Annotated in this window: 25 protein-coding genes; 19 read left to right on the forward strand and 6 right to left on the reverse strand. The window is 64.7% G+C overall.

Annotation, left to right across the window (positions count from 1 at the left end; all coding sequences use genetic code 11):
* Positions 1–6: 6 nt before the first annotated feature.
* The 13 genes from hisA (at position 7) to IM701_RS03770 (ending at position 8,691) form a co-directional block, all read left to right on the forward strand.
* Positions 7–732 (forward strand): 1-(5-phosphoribosyl)-5-[(5-phosphoribosylamino)methylideneamino]imidazole-4-carboxamide isomerase, encoded by a 726-nt coding sequence (gene hisA, locus IM701_RS03710; protein ID WP_039332797.1) that lies wholly within the window; start codon positions 7–9, stop codon positions 730–732.
* Between the two features lies 1 nt (position 733).
* Complete coding sequence (gene hisF / locus IM701_RS03715; RefSeq protein ID WP_193827820.1) at positions 734–1,495, forward strand: imidazole glycerol phosphate synthase subunit HisF; 762 nt, start codon at positions 734–736, stop codon at positions 1,493–1,495.
* Between the two features lie 98 nt (positions 1,496–1,593).
* Complete coding sequence (locus IM701_RS03720) at positions 1,594–1,758, forward strand: hypothetical protein (protein WP_193827821.1); 165 nt, start codon at positions 1,594–1,596, stop codon at positions 1,756–1,758.
* 33 nt (positions 1,759–1,791) lie between these two features.
* Positions 1,792–2,115, forward strand: a complete 324-nt coding sequence (locus IM701_RS03725; protein WP_039332801.1) for a phosphoribosyl-ATP diphosphatase — start codon at positions 1,792–1,794, stop codon at positions 2,113–2,115.
* 1 nt (position 2,116) lies between these two features.
* Positions 2,117–2,494 carry a histidine triad nucleotide-binding protein gene (locus tag IM701_RS03730; protein ID WP_118072178.1) on the forward strand — a complete coding sequence of 126 codons (378 nt, stop codon included), beginning with the start codon at positions 2,117–2,119 and terminating at the stop codon, positions 2,492–2,494.
* Positions 2,495–2,568: 74 nt separating this feature from the next.
* Complete coding sequence (locus tag IM701_RS03735) at positions 2,569–3,048, forward strand: YbgC/FadM family acyl-CoA thioesterase (RefSeq protein ID WP_193827822.1); 480 nt, start codon at positions 2,569–2,571, stop codon at positions 3,046–3,048.
* Positions 3,045–3,746, forward strand: coding sequence for a protein TolQ (tolQ, locus tag IM701_RS03740; protein WP_039332807.1), 702 nt, complete (start codon positions 3,045–3,047; stop codon positions 3,744–3,746). Before IM701_RS03735 ends, tolQ begins: the two co-directional genes overlap by 4 nt.
* Positions 3,747–3,749: 3 nt before the next feature.
* Positions 3,750–4,202, forward strand: a complete 453-nt coding sequence (locus tag IM701_RS03745; RefSeq protein WP_193827823.1) for a biopolymer transporter ExbD — start codon at positions 3,750–3,752, stop codon at positions 4,200–4,202.
* 10 nt (positions 4,203–4,212) lie between these two features.
* Positions 4,213–5,172 (forward strand): hypothetical protein, encoded by a 960-nt coding sequence (locus IM701_RS03750; RefSeq protein ID WP_193827824.1) that lies wholly within the window; start codon positions 4,213–4,215, stop codon positions 5,170–5,172.
* Positions 5,169–6,548 carry a Tol-Pal system beta propeller repeat protein TolB gene (gene tolB, locus IM701_RS03755; protein ID WP_062342247.1) on the forward strand — a complete coding sequence of 460 codons (1,380 nt, stop codon included), beginning with the start codon at positions 5,169–5,171 and terminating at the stop codon, positions 6,546–6,548. Before IM701_RS03750 ends, tolB begins: the two co-directional genes overlap by 4 nt.
* A 92-nt stretch (positions 6,549–6,640) precedes the next feature.
* Positions 6,641–7,159, forward strand: coding sequence for a peptidoglycan-associated lipoprotein Pal (gene pal, locus IM701_RS03760; protein WP_039332812.1), 519 nt, complete (start codon positions 6,641–6,643; stop codon positions 7,157–7,159).
* A gap of 109 nt (positions 7,160–7,268) precedes the next feature.
* Positions 7,269–7,802, forward strand: a complete 534-nt coding sequence (locus IM701_RS03765; protein WP_039332814.1) for a J domain-containing protein — start codon at positions 7,269–7,271, stop codon at positions 7,800–7,802.
* 1 nt (position 7,803) lies between these two features.
* A complete protein-coding gene (locus IM701_RS03770) occupies positions 7,804–8,691 on the forward strand; it encodes a phytanoyl-CoA dioxygenase family protein (protein ID WP_193827825.1) in 888 nt (295 codons plus the stop codon).
* On the opposite strand, the gene IM701_RS03775 is transcribed toward IM701_RS03770, so the two are convergent.
* From IM701_RS03775 to IM701_RS03790, 4 genes are read right to left on the reverse strand one after another with little or no spacing between them, the layout of a single operon-like run.
* Positions 8,609–9,811, reverse strand: coding sequence for a CCA tRNA nucleotidyltransferase (locus tag IM701_RS03775; RefSeq protein ID WP_039332817.1), 1,203 nt, complete (start codon positions 9,809–9,811; stop codon positions 8,609–8,611). The two genes, IM701_RS03770 and IM701_RS03775, sit on opposite strands and share 83 nt — an antisense overlap.
* A complete protein-coding gene (locus tag IM701_RS03780) occupies positions 9,804–10,406 on the reverse strand; it encodes a CoA pyrophosphatase (RefSeq protein WP_193827826.1) in 603 nt (200 codons plus the stop codon). Before IM701_RS03780 ends, IM701_RS03775 begins: the two co-directional genes overlap by 8 nt.
* Positions 10,403–10,972 (reverse strand): DUF1285 domain-containing protein, encoded by a 570-nt coding sequence (locus tag IM701_RS03785; protein WP_193827827.1) that lies wholly within the window; start codon positions 10,970–10,972, stop codon positions 10,403–10,405. The genes IM701_RS03780 and IM701_RS03785 overlap by 4 nt, the downstream gene beginning before the upstream one ends.
* A gap of 22 nt (positions 10,973–10,994) precedes the next feature.
* Complete coding sequence (locus tag IM701_RS03790) at positions 10,995–11,504, reverse strand: GNAT family N-acetyltransferase (RefSeq protein ID WP_062342330.1); 510 nt, start codon at positions 11,502–11,504, stop codon at positions 10,995–10,997.
* Positions 11,505–11,743: 239 nt separating this feature from the next.
* On the opposite strand from IM701_RS03790, the gene IM701_RS03795 reads away from it, so the two are divergent.
* Genes IM701_RS03795 through IM701_RS03805 form a run of 3 tightly spaced genes read left to right on the forward strand, consistent with a single transcriptional unit; the run spans position 11,744 to position 14,296 of the window.
* A complete protein-coding gene (locus IM701_RS03795) occupies positions 11,744–13,153 on the forward strand; it encodes a cytochrome ubiquinol oxidase subunit I (RefSeq protein ID WP_193828328.1) in 1,410 nt (469 codons plus the stop codon).
* Positions 13,150–14,148: a cytochrome d ubiquinol oxidase subunit II gene (cydB, locus tag IM701_RS03800; protein ID WP_062342235.1), complete on the forward strand. Its 999-nt coding sequence runs from the start codon at positions 13,150–13,152 to the stop codon at positions 14,146–14,148. The genes IM701_RS03795 and cydB overlap by 4 nt, the downstream gene beginning before the upstream one ends.
* A complete protein-coding gene (locus tag IM701_RS03805) occupies positions 14,135–14,296 on the forward strand; it encodes a DUF2474 domain-containing protein (protein ID WP_082734349.1) in 162 nt (53 codons plus the stop codon). Before cydB ends, IM701_RS03805 begins: the two co-directional genes overlap by 14 nt.
* On the opposite strand, the gene IM701_RS03810 is transcribed toward IM701_RS03805, so the two are convergent.
* On the reverse strand, positions 14,277–15,671 hold the full coding sequence (locus tag IM701_RS03810) for a short-chain fatty acyl-CoA regulator family protein (RefSeq protein ID WP_230487780.1): 1,395 nt from the start codon (positions 15,669–15,671) through the stop codon (positions 14,277–14,279). The two genes, IM701_RS03805 and IM701_RS03810, sit on opposite strands and share 20 nt — an antisense overlap.
* A 145-nt stretch (positions 15,672–15,816) precedes the next feature.
* Between IM701_RS03810 and IM701_RS03815 the strand changes: the two genes are divergently transcribed.
* From IM701_RS03815 to IM701_RS03825, 3 genes are all read left to right on the forward strand, one after another.
* Positions 15,817–17,412: an isocitrate lyase gene (locus IM701_RS03815; protein ID WP_193827829.1), complete on the forward strand. Its 1,596-nt coding sequence runs from the start codon at positions 15,817–15,819 to the stop codon at positions 17,410–17,412.
* 119 nt (positions 17,413–17,531) lie between these two features.
* A complete protein-coding gene (locus IM701_RS03820) occupies positions 17,532–17,690 on the forward strand; it encodes a hypothetical protein (RefSeq protein ID WP_011444689.1) in 159 nt (52 codons plus the stop codon).
* Between the two features lie 172 nt (positions 17,691–17,862).
* Positions 17,863–20,226 carry a bifunctional diguanylate cyclase/phosphodiesterase gene (locus IM701_RS03825; protein WP_230487781.1) on the forward strand — a complete coding sequence of 788 codons (2,364 nt, stop codon included), beginning with the start codon at positions 17,863–17,865 and terminating at the stop codon, positions 20,224–20,226.
* On the opposite strand, the gene purQ is transcribed toward IM701_RS03825, so the two are convergent.
* A complete protein-coding gene (gene purQ / locus IM701_RS03830; RefSeq protein ID WP_039332831.1) occupies positions 20,223–20,900 on the reverse strand; it encodes a phosphoribosylformylglycinamidine synthase subunit PurQ in 678 nt (225 codons plus the stop codon). The genes IM701_RS03825 and purQ overlap by 4 nt on opposite strands.
* Positions 20,901–20,913 lie beyond the last annotated feature (13 nt).

Here is a 20,913-nt window from a genome sequence, read left to right on the forward strand (position 1 = left end):
CGGTCCATGATCGTCTTTCCCGCCATTGACCTGAAAGCTGGCCAGGTCGTTCGCCTCGCCGAAGGAGACATGGACCGCGCCACGGTCTACGGCGATAACCCCGCCCATCAGGCGAGCCTCTTCGCCGAGGCCGGTTCGCAGTACCTCCACGTCGTCGATCTCGACGGTTCGTTCGCCGGTCGCGCCGAGAACCGCGAGGCGGTGGAGGGAATCCTCAAGTCGTTCCCCGGCCACGTCCAGCTTGGCGGCGGCATCCGCACGCGTGAGGCGGTCTCGGGCTGGTTCGACGTCGGTGTCAGCCGCGTCGTCATGGGCACGGCTGCGCTCAAGGACCCGCAGTTCGTCAAGGACATGGCAAAGGAGTTCCCCGGCGGCATCGTCGTCGCGGTTGACGCACGCGACGGCATGGTCGCCACCGAGGGCTGGGCCGACGTGTCCGACGTCTCGGTCGTCGATCTCGCCCGCCGGTTCGAGGATGCGGGCGTTGCCAGCCTGCTCTTCACCGACATCGGACGCGACGGCCTGCTCAAGGGCGTGAATCTTGACGCCACCGTCGAACTCGCGCGCCGCGTCGACATTCCCGTGATCGCCAGCGGCGGCGTCAAGGGCATCGACGACATCCGGATGCTCAAGATTCATGAAGCCGACGGCATCGAAGGTGTCATCACCGGCCGTGCGCTGTTCGAAGGCAAGCTCGATCTTGCGGCTGCCATTGCGATGGCCGAGGCCTGACATGACTGTCCGAGTCCGCGTCATCCCCTGTCTCGACGTCGCCAATGGCCGCGTGGTCAAGGGTGTCAACTTTGTCGACCTGCGCGATGCCGGCGATCCGGTCGAGCAAGCGCGCGCCTATGACAAGGCCGGGGCGGACGAGTTGTGCTTCCTCGACATCTCCGCCAGCCATGAAGGCCGCGGCACCCTGCTTGATGTCGTCGCGCGGACTGCGGAAGTCTGTTTCATGCCGCTGACAGTCGGCGGTGGGGTGAGGGCAGTCGAGGACGCCCGCGCCCTCCTCCTCGCTGGTGCCGACAAGGTCGCAGTCAATTCCGCCGCCGTCGCCCGTCCCGAACTGGTGCGCGACATTGCCGAGAAGTTCGGCGCGCAGTGCGTGGTTGGCTCGGTCGATGCGCGACGCACCGGGTCGGGCAAATGGGAGATATTCACCCACGGCGGGCGCAAGGCAACTGGCGTCGACGCACTGGCCCACGCCGTGAACCTTGCCACGCTGGGCGCGGGCGAACTGCTCGTCACTTCGATGGACGGTGACGGGACGCAAAAGGGCTACGACCTGGAACTGACCCGCGCCATCGCTGATGCCGTGCCGGTCCCGGTGATTGCCAGCGGTGGCGTCGGCAGTCTCGAACACCTTGTCGCAGGTGTAACCGAAGGCCATGCCAGCGCGGTGCTGGCGGCATCGATCTTCCACTTCGGAACCCACTCGATTGCAGAAGCCCACGCCGCGCTGCGGGCTGCAGGTCTGCCAGCACGCTCCTGAGTCCCAAGATGGGTCATTAACCATTTGTTATAAGGGATTTTACCGAATCACGCGGTCTGGCATTGGGTTGGGGTTAACAACTCAAGGTCGCTTGCCCTGTGCTTCGTATCGGTACCATCCTTCTTGCGGTCCTCGCGTCGGTTTCTCCGTCGCTGGCGCAGTCGGCCGGCATCTCGATTCCCGAACCGACTGACGGCGCGTTCTTCGCCTTGGGGCTCGTCGGTCTCATCGTCGGCCGCCAGATCGCCAAGCGCCGGGGTTGACCGCACCGCCCGTTCCGCGCCATTGCGCTGCGCATGGAACACGGTGAAATCCTCGCCCGGCTAGAAGCCACGATAGCCCAGCGCCGCGCGGGCGATCCTTCCGCCAGCTATGTCGCCAAGCTCAATGCCAAGGGCATCGCCAAGATAGCCCAGAAGGTTGGCGAGGAGGGCACGGAAACCGTCATTGCCGCCCTGGCTGGAGACCGCAAGGAACTCGTCGGCGAAGCGGCGGACCTCATCTTCCACCTGATGGTGCTGCTCTCTGCCAAGGACGTGCCGCTCGCCGAAGTGCTGGCCGAACTCGAGCGGCGCGAAGGCACCTCGGGCATCGCTGAAAAAGCCAGCCGGAGCAACTGACATGGCCGTTGACGCAACGCTCCCCTACGACGACCAGAACATCTTCGCCAAGATCCTGCGCGGGGAGATCCCCAACCGCACGGTTTATGAAGACGATTATGCGCTGGCATTTCACGACATCAACCCGCAGGCGCCGACCCACGTCCTGGTGATCCCCAAGGGCGCCTACGTGTGCTGGGACGATTTCTCCGAGAAGGCTTCGGAGGCCGAAATCGCCGGCTTCGTCCGCGCAGTCGGCAAGGTGGCGCGTGATCTCGGTCTGGTGGCTCCGGGCTATCGGCTGCTCGCCAACACCGGCACCAACAGCCATCAGGAAGTGCCGCATCTGCACGTCCACCTCTTCGCCGGGCAGCCGCTCGGGCCAATGCTGGTGCGCTGAACGGGGGGAACACGGGGGTAAGGCGTTTCCCCCCCCTTGCCCTTCGACTCGTCGCAAGGGTAGGGTCGCAGCGAATGTCCTTTCCGCTTGCACCTTCCGGCCTGTTCGATGGCCCGCAACACCTCTATCCGGTCCGCGTCTATTTCGAAGACACGGACCTGTCGGGCGTTGTCTATCATGCCAACTATCTGCGCTGGTTTGAACGTGCCCGCTCCGACATGCTGCGCCTGCTCGGCATAGACCAGCGCGCTGCGCACGAAGCCGGCGAGGGCGCCTACGCCGTCAGCGAGATGGACCTGCGCTATCTGCGCCCCGCCAAGCTGGACGACGAAGTGCTGATCCACAGCCACGTCGCCGAACTTTCCTCAGCCACCTGCCGGATCGTGCAGCGTGCGTTCAGGAACGAAACGCTTCTGTGCGAGGCGAGGGTGCGCGTCGCCTTCGTCGCGCCGAATGGTCGTCCCCGTCGCCAGCCGCGCGAATGGATGGCCGCTTTCCAGACAATCACAATTGCCCCTGCCACAACTGCTCCCGAAGGACAGGAACCCGCATGATTCTCCCGATGCTCGCCAATGGCGTTGCCTTCGCGCCGACCTCTCTCAACCCAGTGCAGCTGTTCCTCGATGCGGACTATGTCGTCCAGGGCGTCATGGTCGGGCTCGTGCTCGCCAGCATCTGGACGTGGACGATCATCATCGGTTTTTCGCTGAAGATGGGCAGCGTCCAGAAGGGCTGTGACAAGTATGAGCGCGAATTCTGGGAGGCGCGCGACATCGACCAGTTCCAGAAGGACAACAAGGGCCGCGATCTGCCTTCCGCCCGCGTCGTCAATGCAGCGCTCGTCGAATGGCGCCGTTCCACCTCGGGCAAGGCCATCGATCGCGAAGGCACTCGCCAGCGCTTGACCACCGCGCTCGATGGCGCAGTCGTCACTGAGACAGACGCGCTGGCCAGTCGCCTCAATTTCCTCGCGACCGTCGGGTCGGTGGCCCCATTTGTTGGCCTGTTCGGTACTGTCTGGGGCATCATGGATAGCTTCTTCAACATCGGTGCGCAGCAGAACTCCTCGCTTGCCGTCGTCGCACCCGGCATCTCCGAGGCGCTGTTCGCCACGGCCATCGGTCTGTTCGCCGCCATTCCCGCAGTCATCGCCTACAACCGCTTTTCGCACCGCGTGAACCGCTTCGAGACCCGCCTCTATCGCTTCGCCGACCGCTTCCACGCCTCGCTCAGCCGCGAACTGGAGGCCTGAGTCATGGCGATGTCCATGGGTTCCGGCAGCGGAGGCGGCAGAGGTCGCAGGGGGCGTGGCGGTCGTGCCGCGATGAGCGAAATCAACGTCACCCCGCTGGTCGACGTCATGCTCGTGCTGCTGATCATCTTCATGGTCACCGCGCCGATGCTGGCCGCTGGCGTGCCGGTCGACTTGCCCGACAGCAAGGCGGACCCGCTCGACCAGCAGCAGGACCAGATCACCGTCACTGTCGATGCTCAGGGCAACGTCTTCCTCGATGATCAGCAGCTCGCCCCCGGCGAGCTGACCGACCGCCTTGCCGGGCTGCAGAAGGGGCCGAAGCCCCCGCTGGTGACCTTGCGCGCAGATCGCGTGCTCGATTGGGGCCGCGTCGCTGCCGTGATGGGAGAGTTGAACGCTGCGGGCTTCAAGTCGATCTCGCTGGTCACCAACAGTTCATCCGCACCGCAATAGGTCAGAAGCGATGCGCGATCCTACCGCAGGAGGACTCTCGAAGCAGGAAGGCGCAGGGCTGGCCATTGCCGCGCTGGCTCACGCGGGCCTGCTCGGCTTCCTCATGCTTTCCCCACCGGGCAAGACGGTGAAGCCACCGCCGCAGCGCATGGAAGTGACGTTCTCCGAAGAGATTGCCGATCAGTCGACCTCGCCCGACCCCATGGCCGAGGCGGCGCCTGACGTTGCGCCCGAACTGGGCGAGCCCGCGCCTGAGCCGGTTGCGCAACCGCAGCCGCTGCCTGAGCCGCCCAGACCCGTTCCACCGCCGCCGCAACCGCAGCCCAAGCCGGTGCCCGCGCCGCCCAAGCCCGCGCCCAAGCCGCAGCCGCAACCAAAGCCTGCACCGCCCAAACCGGCGCCGCCAAGGCCCGCTCCTCCGAAGCCCGCTCCTGCAAAGCCGGCTCCGGCCAAGCCTGCGCCAGCGAAACCGGCGGCGAAGCCTGCACCGGCGAAGGCCACTACGCCAAAGTCCGGTTCCGGTGATACCAGCCCCCGCCGCAGGCCGGATGCTCCCACGGGCGGTTCGCGAATCGGCTCGGACTTTCTGAAAGGCATTCCCGGCTCGACCAAGCCGGGAACAGCAAAGGCGGCCCCTGCAGCAACGATAGGACCCGAGGTCAGGTCGTCGCTGGCGGGCGCGATTTCGCGCCAGATCAAGCCGCACTGGGCGGCGCCCCAGGGCGTCGATGCCGACAAGCTGGTGACTATCCTGGCTTGGGACCTCAACCCGGATGGCAGCCTCGCCGGTCGCCCTCGCGTCGTCGATCAGCAGGGCATTACCCCCGCCAACGAGGCGCAAGCCAAACGGCATGCCGAGCAGGCGATTCGCGCTGTGCAATTGGCCGCTCCGTTCGATCTGCCAGATACCTACTATTCCGGCTGGAAGCGCGTTGCCGCCTTCCGCTTTGACAGGAAGTTGTCCCAATGAAGATGCGTTTCCTTGTTGTTGCCGCAGGGCTTGTCTCGGTGCCTGCGCTCGTCGCTGCACAGCAGACTGCGCTTCCTTCCTCCACTGCGGCGCAGGCCTCTGCCGACGAAGGGCTGACCGGCTCTGTCTCCGATGAGAACGAATGGCAGGACCTCGGCATTGCCATCCCGTCCTTTCCCACCAACGCCTCGGTCGCCACCGCAGCCGAAGGCGGCAACACCGAAGCGCTCGGCCGCAATGTCGCGCGCGTCGTCTACAACGACCTGCGCAACAACGGTCTGTTCAAGCCGGTCGGTCCCGATCAGCTTCCCGAAGTCGCCTTCCCGCAAGTCGCTGCGCCGACGTTCGACACCTGGCGCGGGCGTTCGGCTGAAATGCTGGTACAAGGCTTCGTCAAGGCGAACGAAGATGGCCGCCTCACAGTCGGCTGCTATCTCTATGACGTTGCGCTCGGGTCCGAACTCGCGCGGCAGGGCTATGTCGTCAAGCCTGAGGAATGGCGGCGCGCCGCGCACAAGTGCGCCGACATGGTCTATTCGCGCCTCTCCGGCGAAAGCCCGTTCTTCGACAGCAAGATTGCCTACATTGCCGAGACCGGCCCCAAGGACCGTCGCCGCAAGCAACTTGCGATCATGGATTCCGATGGCGCCAACCATCGCTTCATCACCAACGGGCAGGCGACGGCGCTTACCCCGCGCTATTCCCCTGACTACAGCCGGATCGTCTACTTGAGCTACCTGAACGGTGCGCCCCGCATCTACGTCTACAACGTCGGCACCGGCCAGCAGACGCTGGTAACCTCAAGCACCAATCCCACTTTCGCCCCACGCTGGTCGCCCGATGGCAAGTGGATCCTCTATTCGATGGCCATCGCCGGCAACACAGACATCTATCGCGTGCCCGCCACTGGCGGCCAGTCGACACGTCTCACCGACAGCCCCGGCATCGACGTCGGCGGCTCGTACTCGCCCGATGGCAGCAAGATCGTCTTCGAAAGCGACCGTTCGGGCAGCCAGCAGCTTTACGTGATGGACGCGGACGGCTCGAACCAGAAGCGCATCAGTTTCTTCGGAGGTCGCGCCGCCACGCCGGAATGGTCGCCACGTGGAGACCAGATCGCCTTTACCCATATCGGCGGCAACTTCCGTATCGCTGTGACCGACCCGTACGGCAAGGGCATGCGGTTCCTCACGGATTCGTGGCAGGATGAAGCCCCGACGTGGTCGCCCAACGGCCGTATCGTGCAATTCTTCCGCACCGAGCGCGGCAGCGGCAAGACCGGCATCTGGCAAGTCGACCTGACTGGTCGAAATGAACGGAAACTCAACACGCCGGTTGATGGTTCAGACCCTGCATGGGGGCCGGTTCTGCCCTGACCCTGCCTTGGCAAGGGCGATTTGCGCCCTTGTCAATTCATCGCTGAAACTGCACCTTGCGTCGCCATCTCTCCCCCTCTCTCCCAAGGAGAATGCCCATGACCCGTCCGATCCTGATTGCCGGCCTTGCTGCTCTCACGCTTGGCCTCGGTGCCTGCGCATCGAAGCCCAAGCAGCTTCCGCCTGAGCCCGGTGCCACCACGACAACGCAGACGACCCCGCAGACTACGCAGCCGACCGGCCCGGTTCCCGGCAGCCAGGCCGATTTCGTGGCGTCGGTCATCTCCGACACCGTGAACTTCGATACGGACCGCTACAACATCGACGCATCCGACCAGGGCATCCTGCAAAGCCAGGCTTCGTGGCTGGCCCGCTATCCGGCCAAGGCCATCACCATCGAAGGCCACTGCGACGAGCGCGGCACGCGCGACTACAACATTGCGCTGGGTGAACGCCGCGCCAATGCGGCCAAGAACTACCTGGTCAGCCTCGGCGTAGATCCATCGCGCATCACGGTTGTCAGCTATGGCAAGGAACGCCCGCTGGCGCTTGGTTCGGACGAGGATTCGTGGGCGCGCAACCGCCGCGCGGTCACCGTCACGGTCAACTGATCACCCGACAATGCAGGCAAGGCCCGAACCCCTCCAGGTTCGGGCCTTTCGCATTGCCGGCACCACACCCATCTTGACCTTTCCTGCGGGTTTGGCTTGGGATTGAGGCATGGCACGCAATACACGATCGTCTGACTGGGGCTTCCCGCGCTGGCGTGGCTACGGCAGCGCCTTCGAGGCTGCGCCAGTGCGGCTGTGCGACCGTGCGGGATGCGACCAGAAGGGCGATTGCCCGGCGCCCAAGTCCCCCAACAACCCCGAACGCTGGTATTTCTGTCAGCAGCACGCGGCGGAATACAATCAGGGCTGGAACTACTTCGAAGGGCTGGACAAGGAAGAGGCCGAACGTCGCGAAGCCGAAGAGCGTGGCGAAGCCTCTGGTTTTCGCCAGGCTGCATGGGCCGAATGGGGCGGTTCTGGCGATGGCACGCGCAGCCGCGACGAACTGCGCGCCCTCGAAACCCTTGGCCTCGATCCGGATGCCGATTTCGACGCGGTGAAGAAGGCCTGGCGCTCCAGGGCCAAGGAAGTCCACCCCGATGTGCGGCCCGGCGACAAGGCCGCGGCAGAGCAGTTCCAGAAGCTGCAGGTGTCCTACGAGGTGCTTCGTGCTGCCGAAGAACGTCGCGAGTGGAAGGGCTGAGATGACAGCAGGCATCTCGCGTTTCGGCGGAGAGGCCGCGGATGACGCTGCCGAGGCGTTATCAAGAGACGGGGTGGTTGCCCTCGAAGGGCTTTGGCCTGCGCAGCGGATTGACGAACTGGCCCTGGCCCTGCGCCAATCCATTCCCGGCGCGTTCGACACGCGCGCTCCGCTCCCGGAGGACATCTGGGTGGTTGGCACGAAGCGGATCAACGGCCTTGTCCCGATCGCCGGCAGGATGGCGGGCTGCATCGACCTTCTGCAAAACCCGGCGCTGCTTGCCTTGCTGGACAAAGCCCTGGGCAACAATTGGGTCTACGAATCCTTCGGCGTCATCAGCTCCTTTCCGGGTTCCACGGTGCAGAAGCTGCACTCCGACAGTCCGCATCTGTTCGAGGACAAGACGATTGCAGCGATGCTGCCGCCATTTGCGCTGACGATTTCCATCCCGCTCGTCGATGTTGACGAAGTCAACGGCTCGACCGAATTCCTGCCGGGCACGCACCGTATCTTGCAATCACCTGATAGTGCAGATGGCTCGGTGTGGAACGCCGTGCTGCGCGGCAATTGCATGATCTGGGATTTCCGGGTCCGGCATCGCGGACAGCCCAACAACAGCGCCGAGCCACGGCCCATGTTCTACGCAACTGCCTGCCGCGCCTTCTGGCAGGATTCCACCAACTTCGTGCCGGATGCGCGCAAGCTTGTCATCGGGCGGGACGCGCGGGCAAGGATCGCTGCCGATCGCCACAGGCATTTCGCGCGGGCCAGGCCGATGCCTGGCGTTGTCAGCGCGGCTCAGACCTTCAACCGCCTTGTGCGCTGGTATGCGCCACGATTTCATCGAGCATTGCGAAGACTTGCCCGGCGTCCGGAAACTGCGCTTTGATCCACCGCGCTTCCACCTGACGAAGAATGCGCGCGACCTCCGGGCCCGCCTTTATGCCGCGGGCAACAATGTCTCCGCCCTTGATCGGCAGTTGGGGCACGTTCCACCCCTCCAGCGGAGCCGTTGCCTGACCTGCCAGCAGCAGCCGGTCACGCGCTTCCTCGATACCCACGCGGTAGGCAAGGGCACGCGCATCGGTCTCTTCGCCGTCGCGGGCGGCAGCAATGGCAAGCCGCTTGCGCTGGGCAATGGAAAGGCGCAGTCGGGCGGCAACCTGTTCGGCCAGAGCCGGGCCCGCCGGCAGGAGCGCGGCAAGACGACGCAGTGCCACGGCCTGCGCTCCGGCAGCCTGCTCGTTGTCGATAAGGGTATCCAGCAATGCCAGGCCAGCCTCGGTTGCCTCTGGCAGGACATGGGCCAGAACGCCGAGTTCGGCCATGCGACGGACGGTCGGCGCGGGATCTGGCAGGCCCAGCAGGTTCATCAGCTCCCAGCCGACACGTTCGCGAGAAAGCCCTTTCAATCCCGCGGCAAGCTCGGAAACGGCTTCCTCTGAAGCCTTGTCTGCGGGAATGGAGCCAAAGCGGGCCTGAAAGCGGAAGTAACGCAGGATGCGCAGGTAATCTTCGCGGATGCGCTCGCGGGCATCGCCAATGAAACGCACCTGCCGATTGGCCAGATCCGCAAGGCCGCCGTGATAGTCGAACAGTTCCAGGCTGCGCGGATCGGCGTAAAGCGCGTTGATCGTGAAATCCCGGCGGGCTGCATCGTCGCGCCAGTCGGTGGAAAATGCCACCGTCGCATGGCGGCCATCGGTGGAAACGTCGCGACGCAGCGTGGTGATCTCGACCGTGCCACCGTCGAGAACCGCAGTGATCGTGCCATGGGCAATGCCCGTCGGCACGGCCTTGATCCCCGCCTGGCCCAGCCGGGCGGCGGTTTCCTCTGGCAGCAGCGTCGTGGCCATGTCTACGTCTTTCGGGGCATGGCCGAGAATCGTGTCGCGCACCACGCCGCCCACCCACCGGCAGTTGCCCTCGGCATGCGGATCGAGCGCGGTTACAAGGGCGGCGAGGTCCTCGCGTCTTGTCCACGCAGCGGCGGGCAGGCGCTCAGTCATGCCAGCTGATCCGCTTGGCCAGGTTGGAAATGATCGCCGCCGTCACGCCCCATATGCGATGCTCGTTCCAAAGGATCTCGATGAAGCGCCCCTTGCGCCCGTTCCATTCCGCCGATTGCCAGACATGCCGCATCGGGTCGAGCAGGAAGCCCAAAGGGGGCTCGAACCAGCTCGCCACTTCCGCTGGATTGGGTTGAAGCGGCAGATCCGGCGGCACCAGCGCCAGCACGGGCGTGATGTCATAACCCGTGCCCGTGCGGAACCGGTCGGTTTCGCCGATCACGGACACGTCTTCCGGCCGGATGCCCAATTCCTCGTTGGCTTCGCGCAGGGCTGCCTCGACCGGGGTCTCGCCGGGATCGAGCTTGCCGCCCGGAAAAGCGGCTTGTCCCGGATGCGCGCGCATGTGCGAGGGCCGGTGGATCAGGAGAACCCCGGGGCCATCCGGATGGTTCTGTCGCCCGGTCACCGCAATCAGTACAGCGGCAGGGCGCAAACCGTGCTCGGGCAGTGGGCGCCAGTCTTCGTAGAGCTCCTTGGCAGGCTCCCGGTGTCCTTCGGCATACAGGTCCGTAAGCCTTGTCAGCAAATTCATGTGCCGGGCACCAGCACGAAGCGGTGGCCAAGACTTTCCACGGCAAGGTCAGCGCTGCCCAGCGACAGGGCATGATCGATGAGCTGTCCGTAGGTGCTGCGGTTGAGCCGGGCCTCTGTTCCGTTTCGGACGGCGAGGTAAAAGGCCGGGATCTCAGCCGTGCCCGAAACCCGCAGCGGATGGTCCGGCCCGCAGACCACTAGATCGTCGCTATTGAGCCGGAAGGCCAATGCCGTGCGCCCCTCGGGGTCCAGCTTGGCCTGCATGTCAGTCGCCAGGAAGGCGGCGTCCTCCACAGCGATCGCCAGCTTCTGGAACGGCGTTACCAGCCAGTGCTGGCCCTGCTCGTCGCGCGTCAACAGCGAGGAAAACGCGCGCACCATTGCTGGACGCCGGATTTCGCCATCCTGATGGAACCAGCGGCCATCTGCGGCGATGCGCATTTCGCTGTCTCCGATCTCCTGCGGGCTCCACTGGTCGATGGGCGGCAGCTTGCGCGCAGCAACCTGCGCGGCAAGTTCGGCAAGGCTCAAGGATGCGAGTTCGGGCGGGGGAGTGTAGGGCACCGTTTGCCGATGCCAGATCGGATCAGCGCCGCCAAGGCCCCAACATGCCCTCTTGCGGCAGGACGGCAGGATTGGCGGTGCGGCACAGCAGGCGATGCTGCTCGTACGGCCCCGGCAGGCGCCATCCGCCAGTCTGGGCGTTGCTGAAGCCGAAGAAGCGCTCGTAATACTCGGGATCGCCGATCAGCACTTGCGGCAGCGGCGCGCGCGGATCGATCGCGGTAAGCGCCGCCGTCATCAGCGCCTTGCCGAAGCCTTCGCCCTGAAGATGCGGCATGACCGCCACCGGGCCGACCATGATCATCGGATGCATGCGGCCACTGTCATCGGTGAGCGCCACCGGCCAGCACTGGATCGTGCCCGCCAGCATGTCCTCGTCGTCGAGCGCGGCGAACGACAGGTTTGGCAGCCATTCCATGCCCTCGCGCACCTTGTAGGCGGTTCGCTGGTGCCGCGTCGGCTCGAACGCCGCATCGAGCAACTGCTCGACCAGCGCGGGATCGACATCGGCAAGCGGGATGATCTTGGACAACGGCGGTGCTTTCTTCGGCCCTGCGAAGGCGGGCGGGATGCGCGCCGATAGCCCCCAAGGCCACATGCTGCAAGTTTGGAGGAACGGCGCGCTTGCACAGGGGTTTTCAGGATGCAGAAACTGCAAGCGCTGCTTCGGGAATATCACTTTAGCTCATGCTCATATATGGCTAGGAAGTGATTGAGGCGCCACGAGAAGACGCCCGATCCCGTGCAGGGGAGATAAACGTGTTCGCAGGTATGGACAGCCAAACGGCCGCGCTGGTTCTGGCGCGTATGCAGTTCGCCTTCACGGTGAGCTTCCACTTCATCTTCCCGGCTTTTTCGATCGGCCTCGCCAGCTATCTCGCCGTGCTTGAGGCACTCTGGCTGAAGACCGGCAAGCCGCTTTATCTCGACCTGTTCCGCTACTGGCTGAAGATCTTCTCCGTCGCCTTCGCGATGGGCGTGGTCTCGGGTCTGGTCATGTCCTACCAGTTCGGCACCAACTGGTCGGTCTTTTCCGACAAGGTCGGCGGCGTGATCGGGCCCCTCATGGCTTACGAGGTTCTCACCGCCTTCTTCCTCGAGGCTGGCTTCCTTGGCGTGATGCTGTTCGGCATGAACCGGGTAGGCAGGGGACTGCACTTCGCCGCCACGCTGATGGTGGCCATCGGCACCTTCATTTCGGCGTTCTGGATTCTCTCGGTCAATTCCTGGATGCAGACGCCGACCGGCTTCGAGATGGGACCGAACGGCGAGTTCCTGCCCGGTCCAAGCTGGGCGGCGATCATCTTCAACCCCAGCTTCCCCTATCGCCTCGTCCACACCGTGATTGCTGCATACCTGACCACGGCTTTCGTCGTCGGCGCAGTCGGCGCGTGGCATTTGCTTCGTGACCGCGCAAACCTTCACGCCCGCAAGATGTTCTCGATGGCGATGTGGATGGCCGCAATCGTCGCGCCGGTGCAGATCTTCGTCGGCGACATGCATGGCCTCAACACGCTCGAGCACCAGCCCGCCAAGGTCATGGCCATGGAAGGGCACTACCAGTCCCACCCTGAAGGCGCACCGCTCTACCTGTTCGGCATTCCAAACGACAAGGACCAGAAGCTCGATTACGCCATCGGCATCCCCAAGGCCTCGAGCCTTGTCCTGAAGCATGATCCCGACGCCCCCCTCGCGGGACTGGACACCATCGCGCCGGACAACCGGCCGCCGGTGTGGATCGTTTTCTGGTCATTCCGCATCATGGTCGGCCTCGGTTTTCTCATGCTCGGCCTCGGCCTGTGGAGCCTGCTCGCCCGCACGCGCAAGAAGTTGTACGACTGGCCGCTGCTCCACCGCCTTGCCGTGCTGATGGGGCCCTCGGGCTTCATCGCGGTGATCGCCGGTTGGGTGACGACCGAGGTCGGCCGCCAGCCCTGGACAGTCTACGGCCTGCTGCGCACCGCAGATTCGGTCAGCCCGATCGCCGCGCCTGCCGTCGCCACCTCGCTCGCCGCCTTCGTCGTCGTCTACTTCGCGGTCTTCGGCATCGGCACGTGGTACATTCTGCATCTCATGAAGGACGCGCCACATCCGCACGAGCCGGGCCCGGAACAGGAAGAGCGCGCCCCGATCCGCTCTGCCGGGATCACGCCCGCTCAGCAGCAGGAGGAAGTGCAATGATCGACCTCACTGTCATCTGGGCCCTGATCATCGCCTTCGCCGTGCTGATGTATGTCGTGATGGACGGTTTCGACCTCGGCATCGGCATCCTCTTCCCCTGGTTTGACGAAGGCGCCGAGCGCGATCAGGCGATGAATGCCATCGCCCCGGTGTGGGACGGCAACGAGACCTGGCTGGTGCTGGGCGGAGGAGGGCTGCTCGCCGCCTTCCCGCTGGCCTATGCGATCATCCTGCCGGCGACCTACCCGTTGATCATCGCCATGCTCCTCGGCCTCGTCTTCCGCGGCGTCGCTTTCGAGTTCCGCTGGCGCGATCCCCGCCACCGCGCTTTCTGGGACCGGGCCTTCTTCGCCGGCTCGCTTGTCGCGGCCCTCGCACAAGGCATCACCCTCGGCGCGCTGCTGCAGGGCATCCACGTTGAGGGGAGGGCCTATGCCGGGGGCTGGCTCGACTGGCTGTCACCCTATTCGCTCCTGACCGGTGCGGGAGTTGTCGCGGGCTATGCGCTGCTCGGCGCCTGCTGGCTGGCGATCAAGGTCGAGGGCCGCGCCGAGGACAAGGCCTTCGCCTTCGCCCGCCGCGCCGCCTGGGCCACGCTGGCGCTCATGGCTGCTGTCAGCCTCGCCACGCCGTTCCTTGCGGGACAGTACTTCCAGCGTTGGTTCACCGAACCGATGGTCTTCTGGCTTACACCGGTTCCGCTGGCGACGGCAGCACTCGCCATCTCGCTCCTGCGCTCGCTCCAACAGCGCCACGCCGTGCGTCCGTTCCTCTACGCGCTCGGCCTGTTCCTGCTCGGCATGATCGGGCTGGGCGTCTCGATGTGGCCATGGGTCGTGCCACAGAGCATTTCGATCTGGGACGCCGCCGCGCCGGAACGCTCACAGGTCTTCATGCTCATCGGCGTCGGCCTGATCATGCCGCTGATCCTCGCCTATACGGGCTGGGCCTACTGGGTCTTCCGCGGCAAGGTGGGCGAACATGGCTATCATTGACCCCCGCCTCGATGGTGCGGAGCAGGCCGAGGCAAAGCCCCTGTGGCAGCGTCTGGGCTGGATGGCGGCGATCTGGCTGGGGAGCGTGGCTGCGCTCGGCGCTGTCGCCATGGTCATCCGCTACTGGCTCAACTCTCCGCAAAGCTGAAGGGCTCGGCCCCGCGCCGGTAGTCGTCGGGCAGGATCTCGCGCCCGATCGGCGGCTCGGCCCGCGCCGTGCATTGCGCGCGATGGCACAGCCGGCAGGTCACCCCGATCGGCGTTGCTTCCACCGCCTTTGGGTCGGCCCCCGCCGCATAGACCAGTCGCGGCGCGTGCTCGGCCGCACAGGCCAGCGCGATCGCGCGCGTCCATCGCGCCCGCCCGAACCCTCCACCGCCCGAAGTCACCGTCCGCGCCAGCGAGAAAAAGCGCTGCCCGTCCGGCAGCTCCACCCACTGCGTCACGATCTCGCCCGGCGTGCGGAAGCATTCGTGCACGCTCCACAGCGGGCACCCGCCGCCATGCGCGGCAAAGGGAAAGCCCGCGCCGTCCAGCCGTTTCGACACATTGCCCGCCGTATCGACGCGGATGAAGAAGAACGGCACGCGCTCCTGCCCTGGCCGGTTGAGCGTGGTCAGCCGGTGCGCCACCTGCTCGAAACTCGCGCCGAACTGCCCGGACAGCGCTTCGATGTCGTACCTGCGGGCATCCACTGCCCTTGCAAACCGGTCATAGGGCATCACCAGCGCCGCCGCCGCGTAGCCCGCCAGCGCCCGCCGCACCAATTGCGCCGCCGTCTCGCTGGCAAAGCTTTCCCCCCGAATCACGCCCGCGATCTCACCCCGCAGCGCGGTGTAGGCAATGTGCTGCATCAGTTGCCAGGCGCGGCCAGAAGGCGACAGCGTGTCATCAATCAGCAATTGCTCGTTGTGCCGGTCATATCTGCGCACCGCATCCATCATGACGTCTGGCGGGAGAAAGCGCACCCGCACTCCGCGCAGCCGCAGCCACTCTGCCGCGCCGCCCGCCTTCGCGATTTCGTCCGACAGTTCCTCGGCCTTCGCATCGATTGCCGGGAAATAGTTGCGCCGCGCTGCCACAAAGCGGCGTGCCTCGCCCACCGGATCGCTCGCCCCGGTGCCTGGAACAGCACTACGCTGCTCGGCCAATGCCTGCTGCTCGCGCTGCCAAGCACCGTAAAGCCGCAGCAGGGCCTCGGTCACCCCCGGAAAGCTGGCCGCCACGTCCGACACTTCCAGTACCGGCAGGTCGATGTCGTTGAAGATCGGATCGCGCAGCGCATCGGTCAGCCGCCGCGCATAATCGTCGCGCTCGTCGCTGGCGAGGTCCGCCATGTCCAGCTTGTAGGCCCGTGCCAGCCGCAGCAGCAAGTCGGCAGTCAGCGGCCTCTGGTTCCGTTCGATCAGCGCGATGTAGCTGGGCGAAATACCCAGCTCGTCCGCCATCGCCTGCTGTGTCAGCCCCAGTTCGCGACGGATGCGCTTGAGCCGAGGTCCAAGGTACAACGGTCTTGTCGACACTTCACACGCCTCTTGTACTGACTGCACAACTTTACAAGCATATCCTGTAAAGTTTGACAACATCACTCCGAACGCCGTTCCGCTTCATCGATTCGCGCGTTACCCGATCTCACACAGACGCACACCACGTGAGGGAACACGGGACATGACCTACCACAGCAAGATCGTCGAAGCAGGCAAGGCCATCGCGCCTTTCGCCCAGACCTGGGATGGCATCGAGCCCGAGAGCGTGGCCCGCATGCGCCTGCAGAACCGCTTCCACACCGGCCTCGACATCGCCCGCTACACCGCAAAGATCATGCGCCGCGATATGGAAGCCTACGACGCTGATCCGGCGAACTACACGCAGTCGCTTGGCTGCTGGCACGGTTTCATCGGCCAGCAGAAGATGATCTCCATCAAGAAGCACTTCGGCACCACCAAGGGCCGCTACCTCTACCTCTCGGGCTGGATGGTCGCCGCGCTGCGCAGCGAATTCGGCCCGCTGCCCGACCAGTCGATGCACGAGAAGACCAGCGTTCCGGCGCTGATCGAGGAACTCTATACCTTCCTCAAGCAGGCTGACGCTCGCGAGCTCGGCATGCTGTTCCGCGATCTCGATGCTGCCAAGAAGGCCGGCGATGCGGTCAACACACACCGCCTGCTGCACAAGATCGACGAGTTCGAAACCCACGTCGTCCCGATCATCGCAGATATCGACGCAGGCTTCGGAAATGCGGAAGCAACCTACCTGCTCGCCAAGAAGTTCATCGAAGCCGGCGCCTGCTGCATCCAGATCGAGAACCAGGTCTCGGACGAAAAGCAGTGCGGCCACCAGGACGGCAAGGTTACCGTGCCCCACGAGGACTTCCTCGCAAAGATCCGCGCGGTGCGTTACGCCTTCATGGAACTCGGCGTCGATGACGGCGTGATCGTTGCCCGCACCGACTCCCTGGGCGCCGGCCTGACCAAGCAGATCGCCTATGTGAAGGAGCCGGGCGACCTCGGCGACCAGTACAACAGCTTCCTCGATTGCGAGGAGGTCGATGCCGCCAACCTCGGCCACGGCGACGTGCTGATCGCTCGCGACGGCAAGCTGATGCGGCCGAAGCGCCTGCCTTCGAACCTCTACCAGTTCCGCAGCGGAACCGGCGAGGACCGTTGCGTGCTGGACTGCATCACGAGCCTGCAGAACGGCGCCGACCTGCTCTGGATCGAAACCGAAAAGCCGCACATCGGCCAGATCGGCGGCATGGTCAGCCGCATCCGCGAAGTGATCCCGAACGCCAAGCTGGTGTACAACAACAGCCCGTCGTTCAACTGGACGCTGAACTTCCGCCAGCAGGTCTATGATGCCATGGTCGAAGCGGGCAAGGACGTCTCGGCCTACGATCGCGCCAAGCTGATGAGCGTTGACTATGACGGCACCGAGCTTGGGATCGAAGCTGACGAGCGCATCCGTACCTTCCAGCGCGACGCTGCGGCGCAGGCGGGCATCTTCCACCACCTGATCACGCTGCCGACCTATCACACGGCTGCGCTCAGCACTGACAACCTCGCCAAGCGCTACTTCGGCGAAGAGGGCATGCTCGGCTACGTCAAGCAGGTCCAGCGCGAGGAAATTCGCCAGGGGATCGCCTGCGTGAAGCACCAGAACATGGCCGGCTCCGACATTGGTGACGACCACAAGGAATACTTCGCCGGTGAAGCAGCGCTGAAGGCTGGCGGCGCCCACAACACGATGAACCAGTTCGCAGCGTAACCTGCGAATTGCAGAAAGCCCCTCCCTTGCCAGGGAGGGGTTGGGGAGGGGCTTCCCCCTCCCACCCAAGCAAATCCTCGCGGCAATCAAGCCTCGAAGATCCAAGAAGGAGACCCACCATGGCTGAACCTGCACGTGCCCGCGCGGTCCTCTCGACCGAGGACTTCAAGCTGATCCGCGAAGCCGTACTGCACTACCTGAAGGCAATCGAGGACCAGCCCGAATCGGTCAAGTTCTCGAACCTTTACCACCGGCTTGGCAGCGCCCTCGGTCGTTAACACTTCACGGCGTTAACACTCTTCGCTGCCTGACAGGACCTTTCCTGGGGAGGAAAGTCCGGCCCGTCGCGCCTCATGCCAGGCGCGGCGGGCCTTTTTTGCGGGGTTGGTGGTACGCCAAAGTTTACCGCTGCTTACGATTGGATAATGAATTCCTTGTAATTCAACCATCGTGACGAACCCCAACGCGCCCGAACCCGATGCTTTACCGGTGAAGCTGCCGATCCTTGCCGTGATCGGATTGCGTGATCCGGTCGAAGGCGATTGGGGCAGGTTGCGCGGCTTGCAGTACTCCAGCCTCGCGAAGTTGACGTTCGCCCGGCTTGTCGCTCACGCAATGGCGGCCCTACTCGTTCTGCAGACCTATGCTGGCGAAGTCCACGTCGCGTTTCTGGTTGGTTGGATGGCGCTGCTGGTTGGCGTCCTTATCTCCGGCGCAAGGTTCGATCGCACACTTATCGATGCGGACCGGCGGCGGGTAAGCCGTCAGGAGATGCACCGGCAGACTATCAGCTCGTTGTTCGTTGCATTGATCTGGGCCATCCCCATGCTGGCCTTCTCCCCGTTCGGAGATCAGGCGCAGCGCATGACGCTGTGGACAGTCCTTGCCATGCTGATGACCGGCATGGCCGTGACATTTGCCGCCATGCCGATGGCGACAGTGATGTTCGGCGGGATTGTCGGTCTGTCGGGCATAGCTGCATTCCTGTTCTGGGGGGAATACATCGCGGCAGCGGTTGCGGTCGCTTTCGTGCTGATCGTCAGCGTCGGCGGGGTCGAGGCCGCGCGCACTTTCCTTGGCGCGCGGGTCGCCGAAGCAGGCATGGCGGAGAAAGCCGAAGTCGTGTCGCTGCTGCTGCGCGAATTCGAGGAAGGAGACGCCGACTGGCTCTGGCAGGTCGATGCCAACCGCCGGGTCCGCTCGGTCAGCCCGCGTTTTGCCTTCGCGCTGGGCGAGGACCCCGAGGATGTCGACGGCAAGCCGTTGATCCAGCTCATCGCAGGCCCGGCTTGGGATTCCGGCCACTTCCATTCCAGCCTCCACGATCTGGCCGAGCGCCTCAAGCGCCGCGAAAGCTTCTCCAACCTGCTTGTGCGCGTGTCGCTCCATGGCGGCTATCGCTGGTGGGAGCTGTCGGCCTCGCCCAAGTTCGATGAAAACGGCACTTTCGTCGGCTTCCGCGGAGTCGGGTCGGACGTGACCGAGCAGCGCGAAAGCGCCGAAAAGATCGCCTACCTTGCGCGCTACGATACGCTGACCGGCCTGCCCAACCGCCTGATGCTGACCGAGGCCCTCGGCGAGGCGATGGGCTATGCCGAGAAGTGGCGCACGCGCTGCGCTTTCCTGATGATTGACCTAGACCGCTTCAAGGCGATCAATGATACGCTCGGCCACCTCGTCGGTGACCAGTTGCTTGCCCTCGTCTCGGATCGGCTCAAGCTGATCATGCGGGAAGGCGAGGTCTGCGGACGTCTGGGGGGCGACGAGTTCGCTGTCGTCATCCGCGATGCGGCCGACGAGGCGCGCGTCACCGATCTCAGCGTGGCAATCATCTCTACGCTCTCGCAGCCCTACGAGATCGATCACCACATGCTCTATGTCGGTGCCAGCGTCGGCTCGGCGATCGGGCCGCGTGATGGTTCGACGGTCGAGACCCTGCTGCGTAACGCCGACCTTGCGCTCTACCGCGCCAAAGATGAGGGCGGTGGGCGGCACTGTACTTACGAGCCTTCCCTCCACGCCCACGCCGAGGAGCGCCGCAAGCTCGAATTCTCGCTGCGCCACGCGCTTGAGCGCAACGAGTTCTCGCTGATGTACCAGCCTGTCGTCGATGCGACGACCGAGCAGGTGCTGAGCTTCGAGGCGTTGATCCGGTGGAACAGCACCGAGCACGGCTTCGTCAGCCCGGCCAAGTTCATTCCGCTGGCCGAAGACACGCGTCTTATCGTCCCGATCGGTGATTGGGTCCTGCGCACTGCCTGCGCCGAGGCGAGGAACTGGCCCGAGCATGTCAAGATCGCGGTCAATGTGTCCGGCGAACAGTTGCTCGATCCCTATTTTGCCGAAACCGTCGTCGGCGCGCTCGCATCGACCGGCCTTTCGCCGCACCGGCTCGAGATCGAGGTGACCGAGAGCATCTTCGTGCGCGATGGTACTACGGCGCAGATGACGCTCGAGAACCTCATGGGCATCGGCTGCGGCGTCGCGCTCGACGATTTCGGCACCGGCTACTCGTCGCTGGGCTACCTCAGGAAGATGCGCTTCTCGACGATCAAGGTCGATCGCAGCTTCGTGCAGGGCGCGGCCAAGGACAATCCGGAGAGCCTTGCCATTGTCCGCGCCGTCGTGGCCATGGCCGACGCGCTGGAAATGTCGACGACGGCCGAGGGCGTCGAGACCGAGGCCGAACTCGAATGCATCCGCCGTCTCGGTGCCAAGAAGATCCAGGGCTACTACTTCGGCCGACCGATGAACCGGACCGACGCACTGGCCCTGTTTGGCCAGACCCGCTTCAAGGAGCGGGCCGCAGGTTAGGCGGCGACGAGCCCGCGCACGACACTTTCGAACAGCGCGCGGCCGTCCGAACCACCCTGCGCCGCTTCGATCATGCGCTCGGGGTGCGGCATCATGCCCAGCACGTTACCGCGATCATTGAGGACGCCCGCGATGTTGCGCGCCGAGCCGTTGACGGCCTCTGCATAACGGAACGCGACGCGGCCTTCGCCTTCGAGCCGGTCCAGCGTCGCGTCGTCGGCGAAGAAGTTGCCGTCGTGGTGCGCGACGGGGATCGTGATCTGCTGGCCAGCGTCATAGCCCGCGGTGAACAGCGATTGGTTGTTCTCGACCGTCAGCTTCACGTCGCGGCAGACGAAGCGGATGCCGGCGTTGCGCATCAGCGCGCCGGGCAGGAGACCAGCCTCGGTCAGCACCTGGAAGCCGTTGCATACTCCGAGCACGGTCACGCCGCGCTCAGCCGCGCGCACTACCGCCTGCATCACCGGTGAGCGTGCCGCCATCGCGCCGGAGCGCAAGTAGTCGCCATAGGAGAAGCCACCGGGCAGGGCGATGAAATCGAGATTTTCAGGCAGGTCGGCATCGCCGTGCCAGACGCGATGGACTGTGCCCCCGCAGACCTGCTCGATCGCCACCGCCATGTCGCGATCGCAGTTCGAGCCGGGGAAGGTGATGACGGCGGAGGTGAAAGCCATGGCGCGGGTTCCT

It is taken from the genome of Novosphingobium sp. ES2-1 (assembly GCF_015169775.1).
GTDB classification, from domain to species: domain Bacteria; phylum Pseudomonadota; class Alphaproteobacteria; order Sphingomonadales; family Sphingomonadaceae; genus Novosphingobium; species Novosphingobium subterraneum.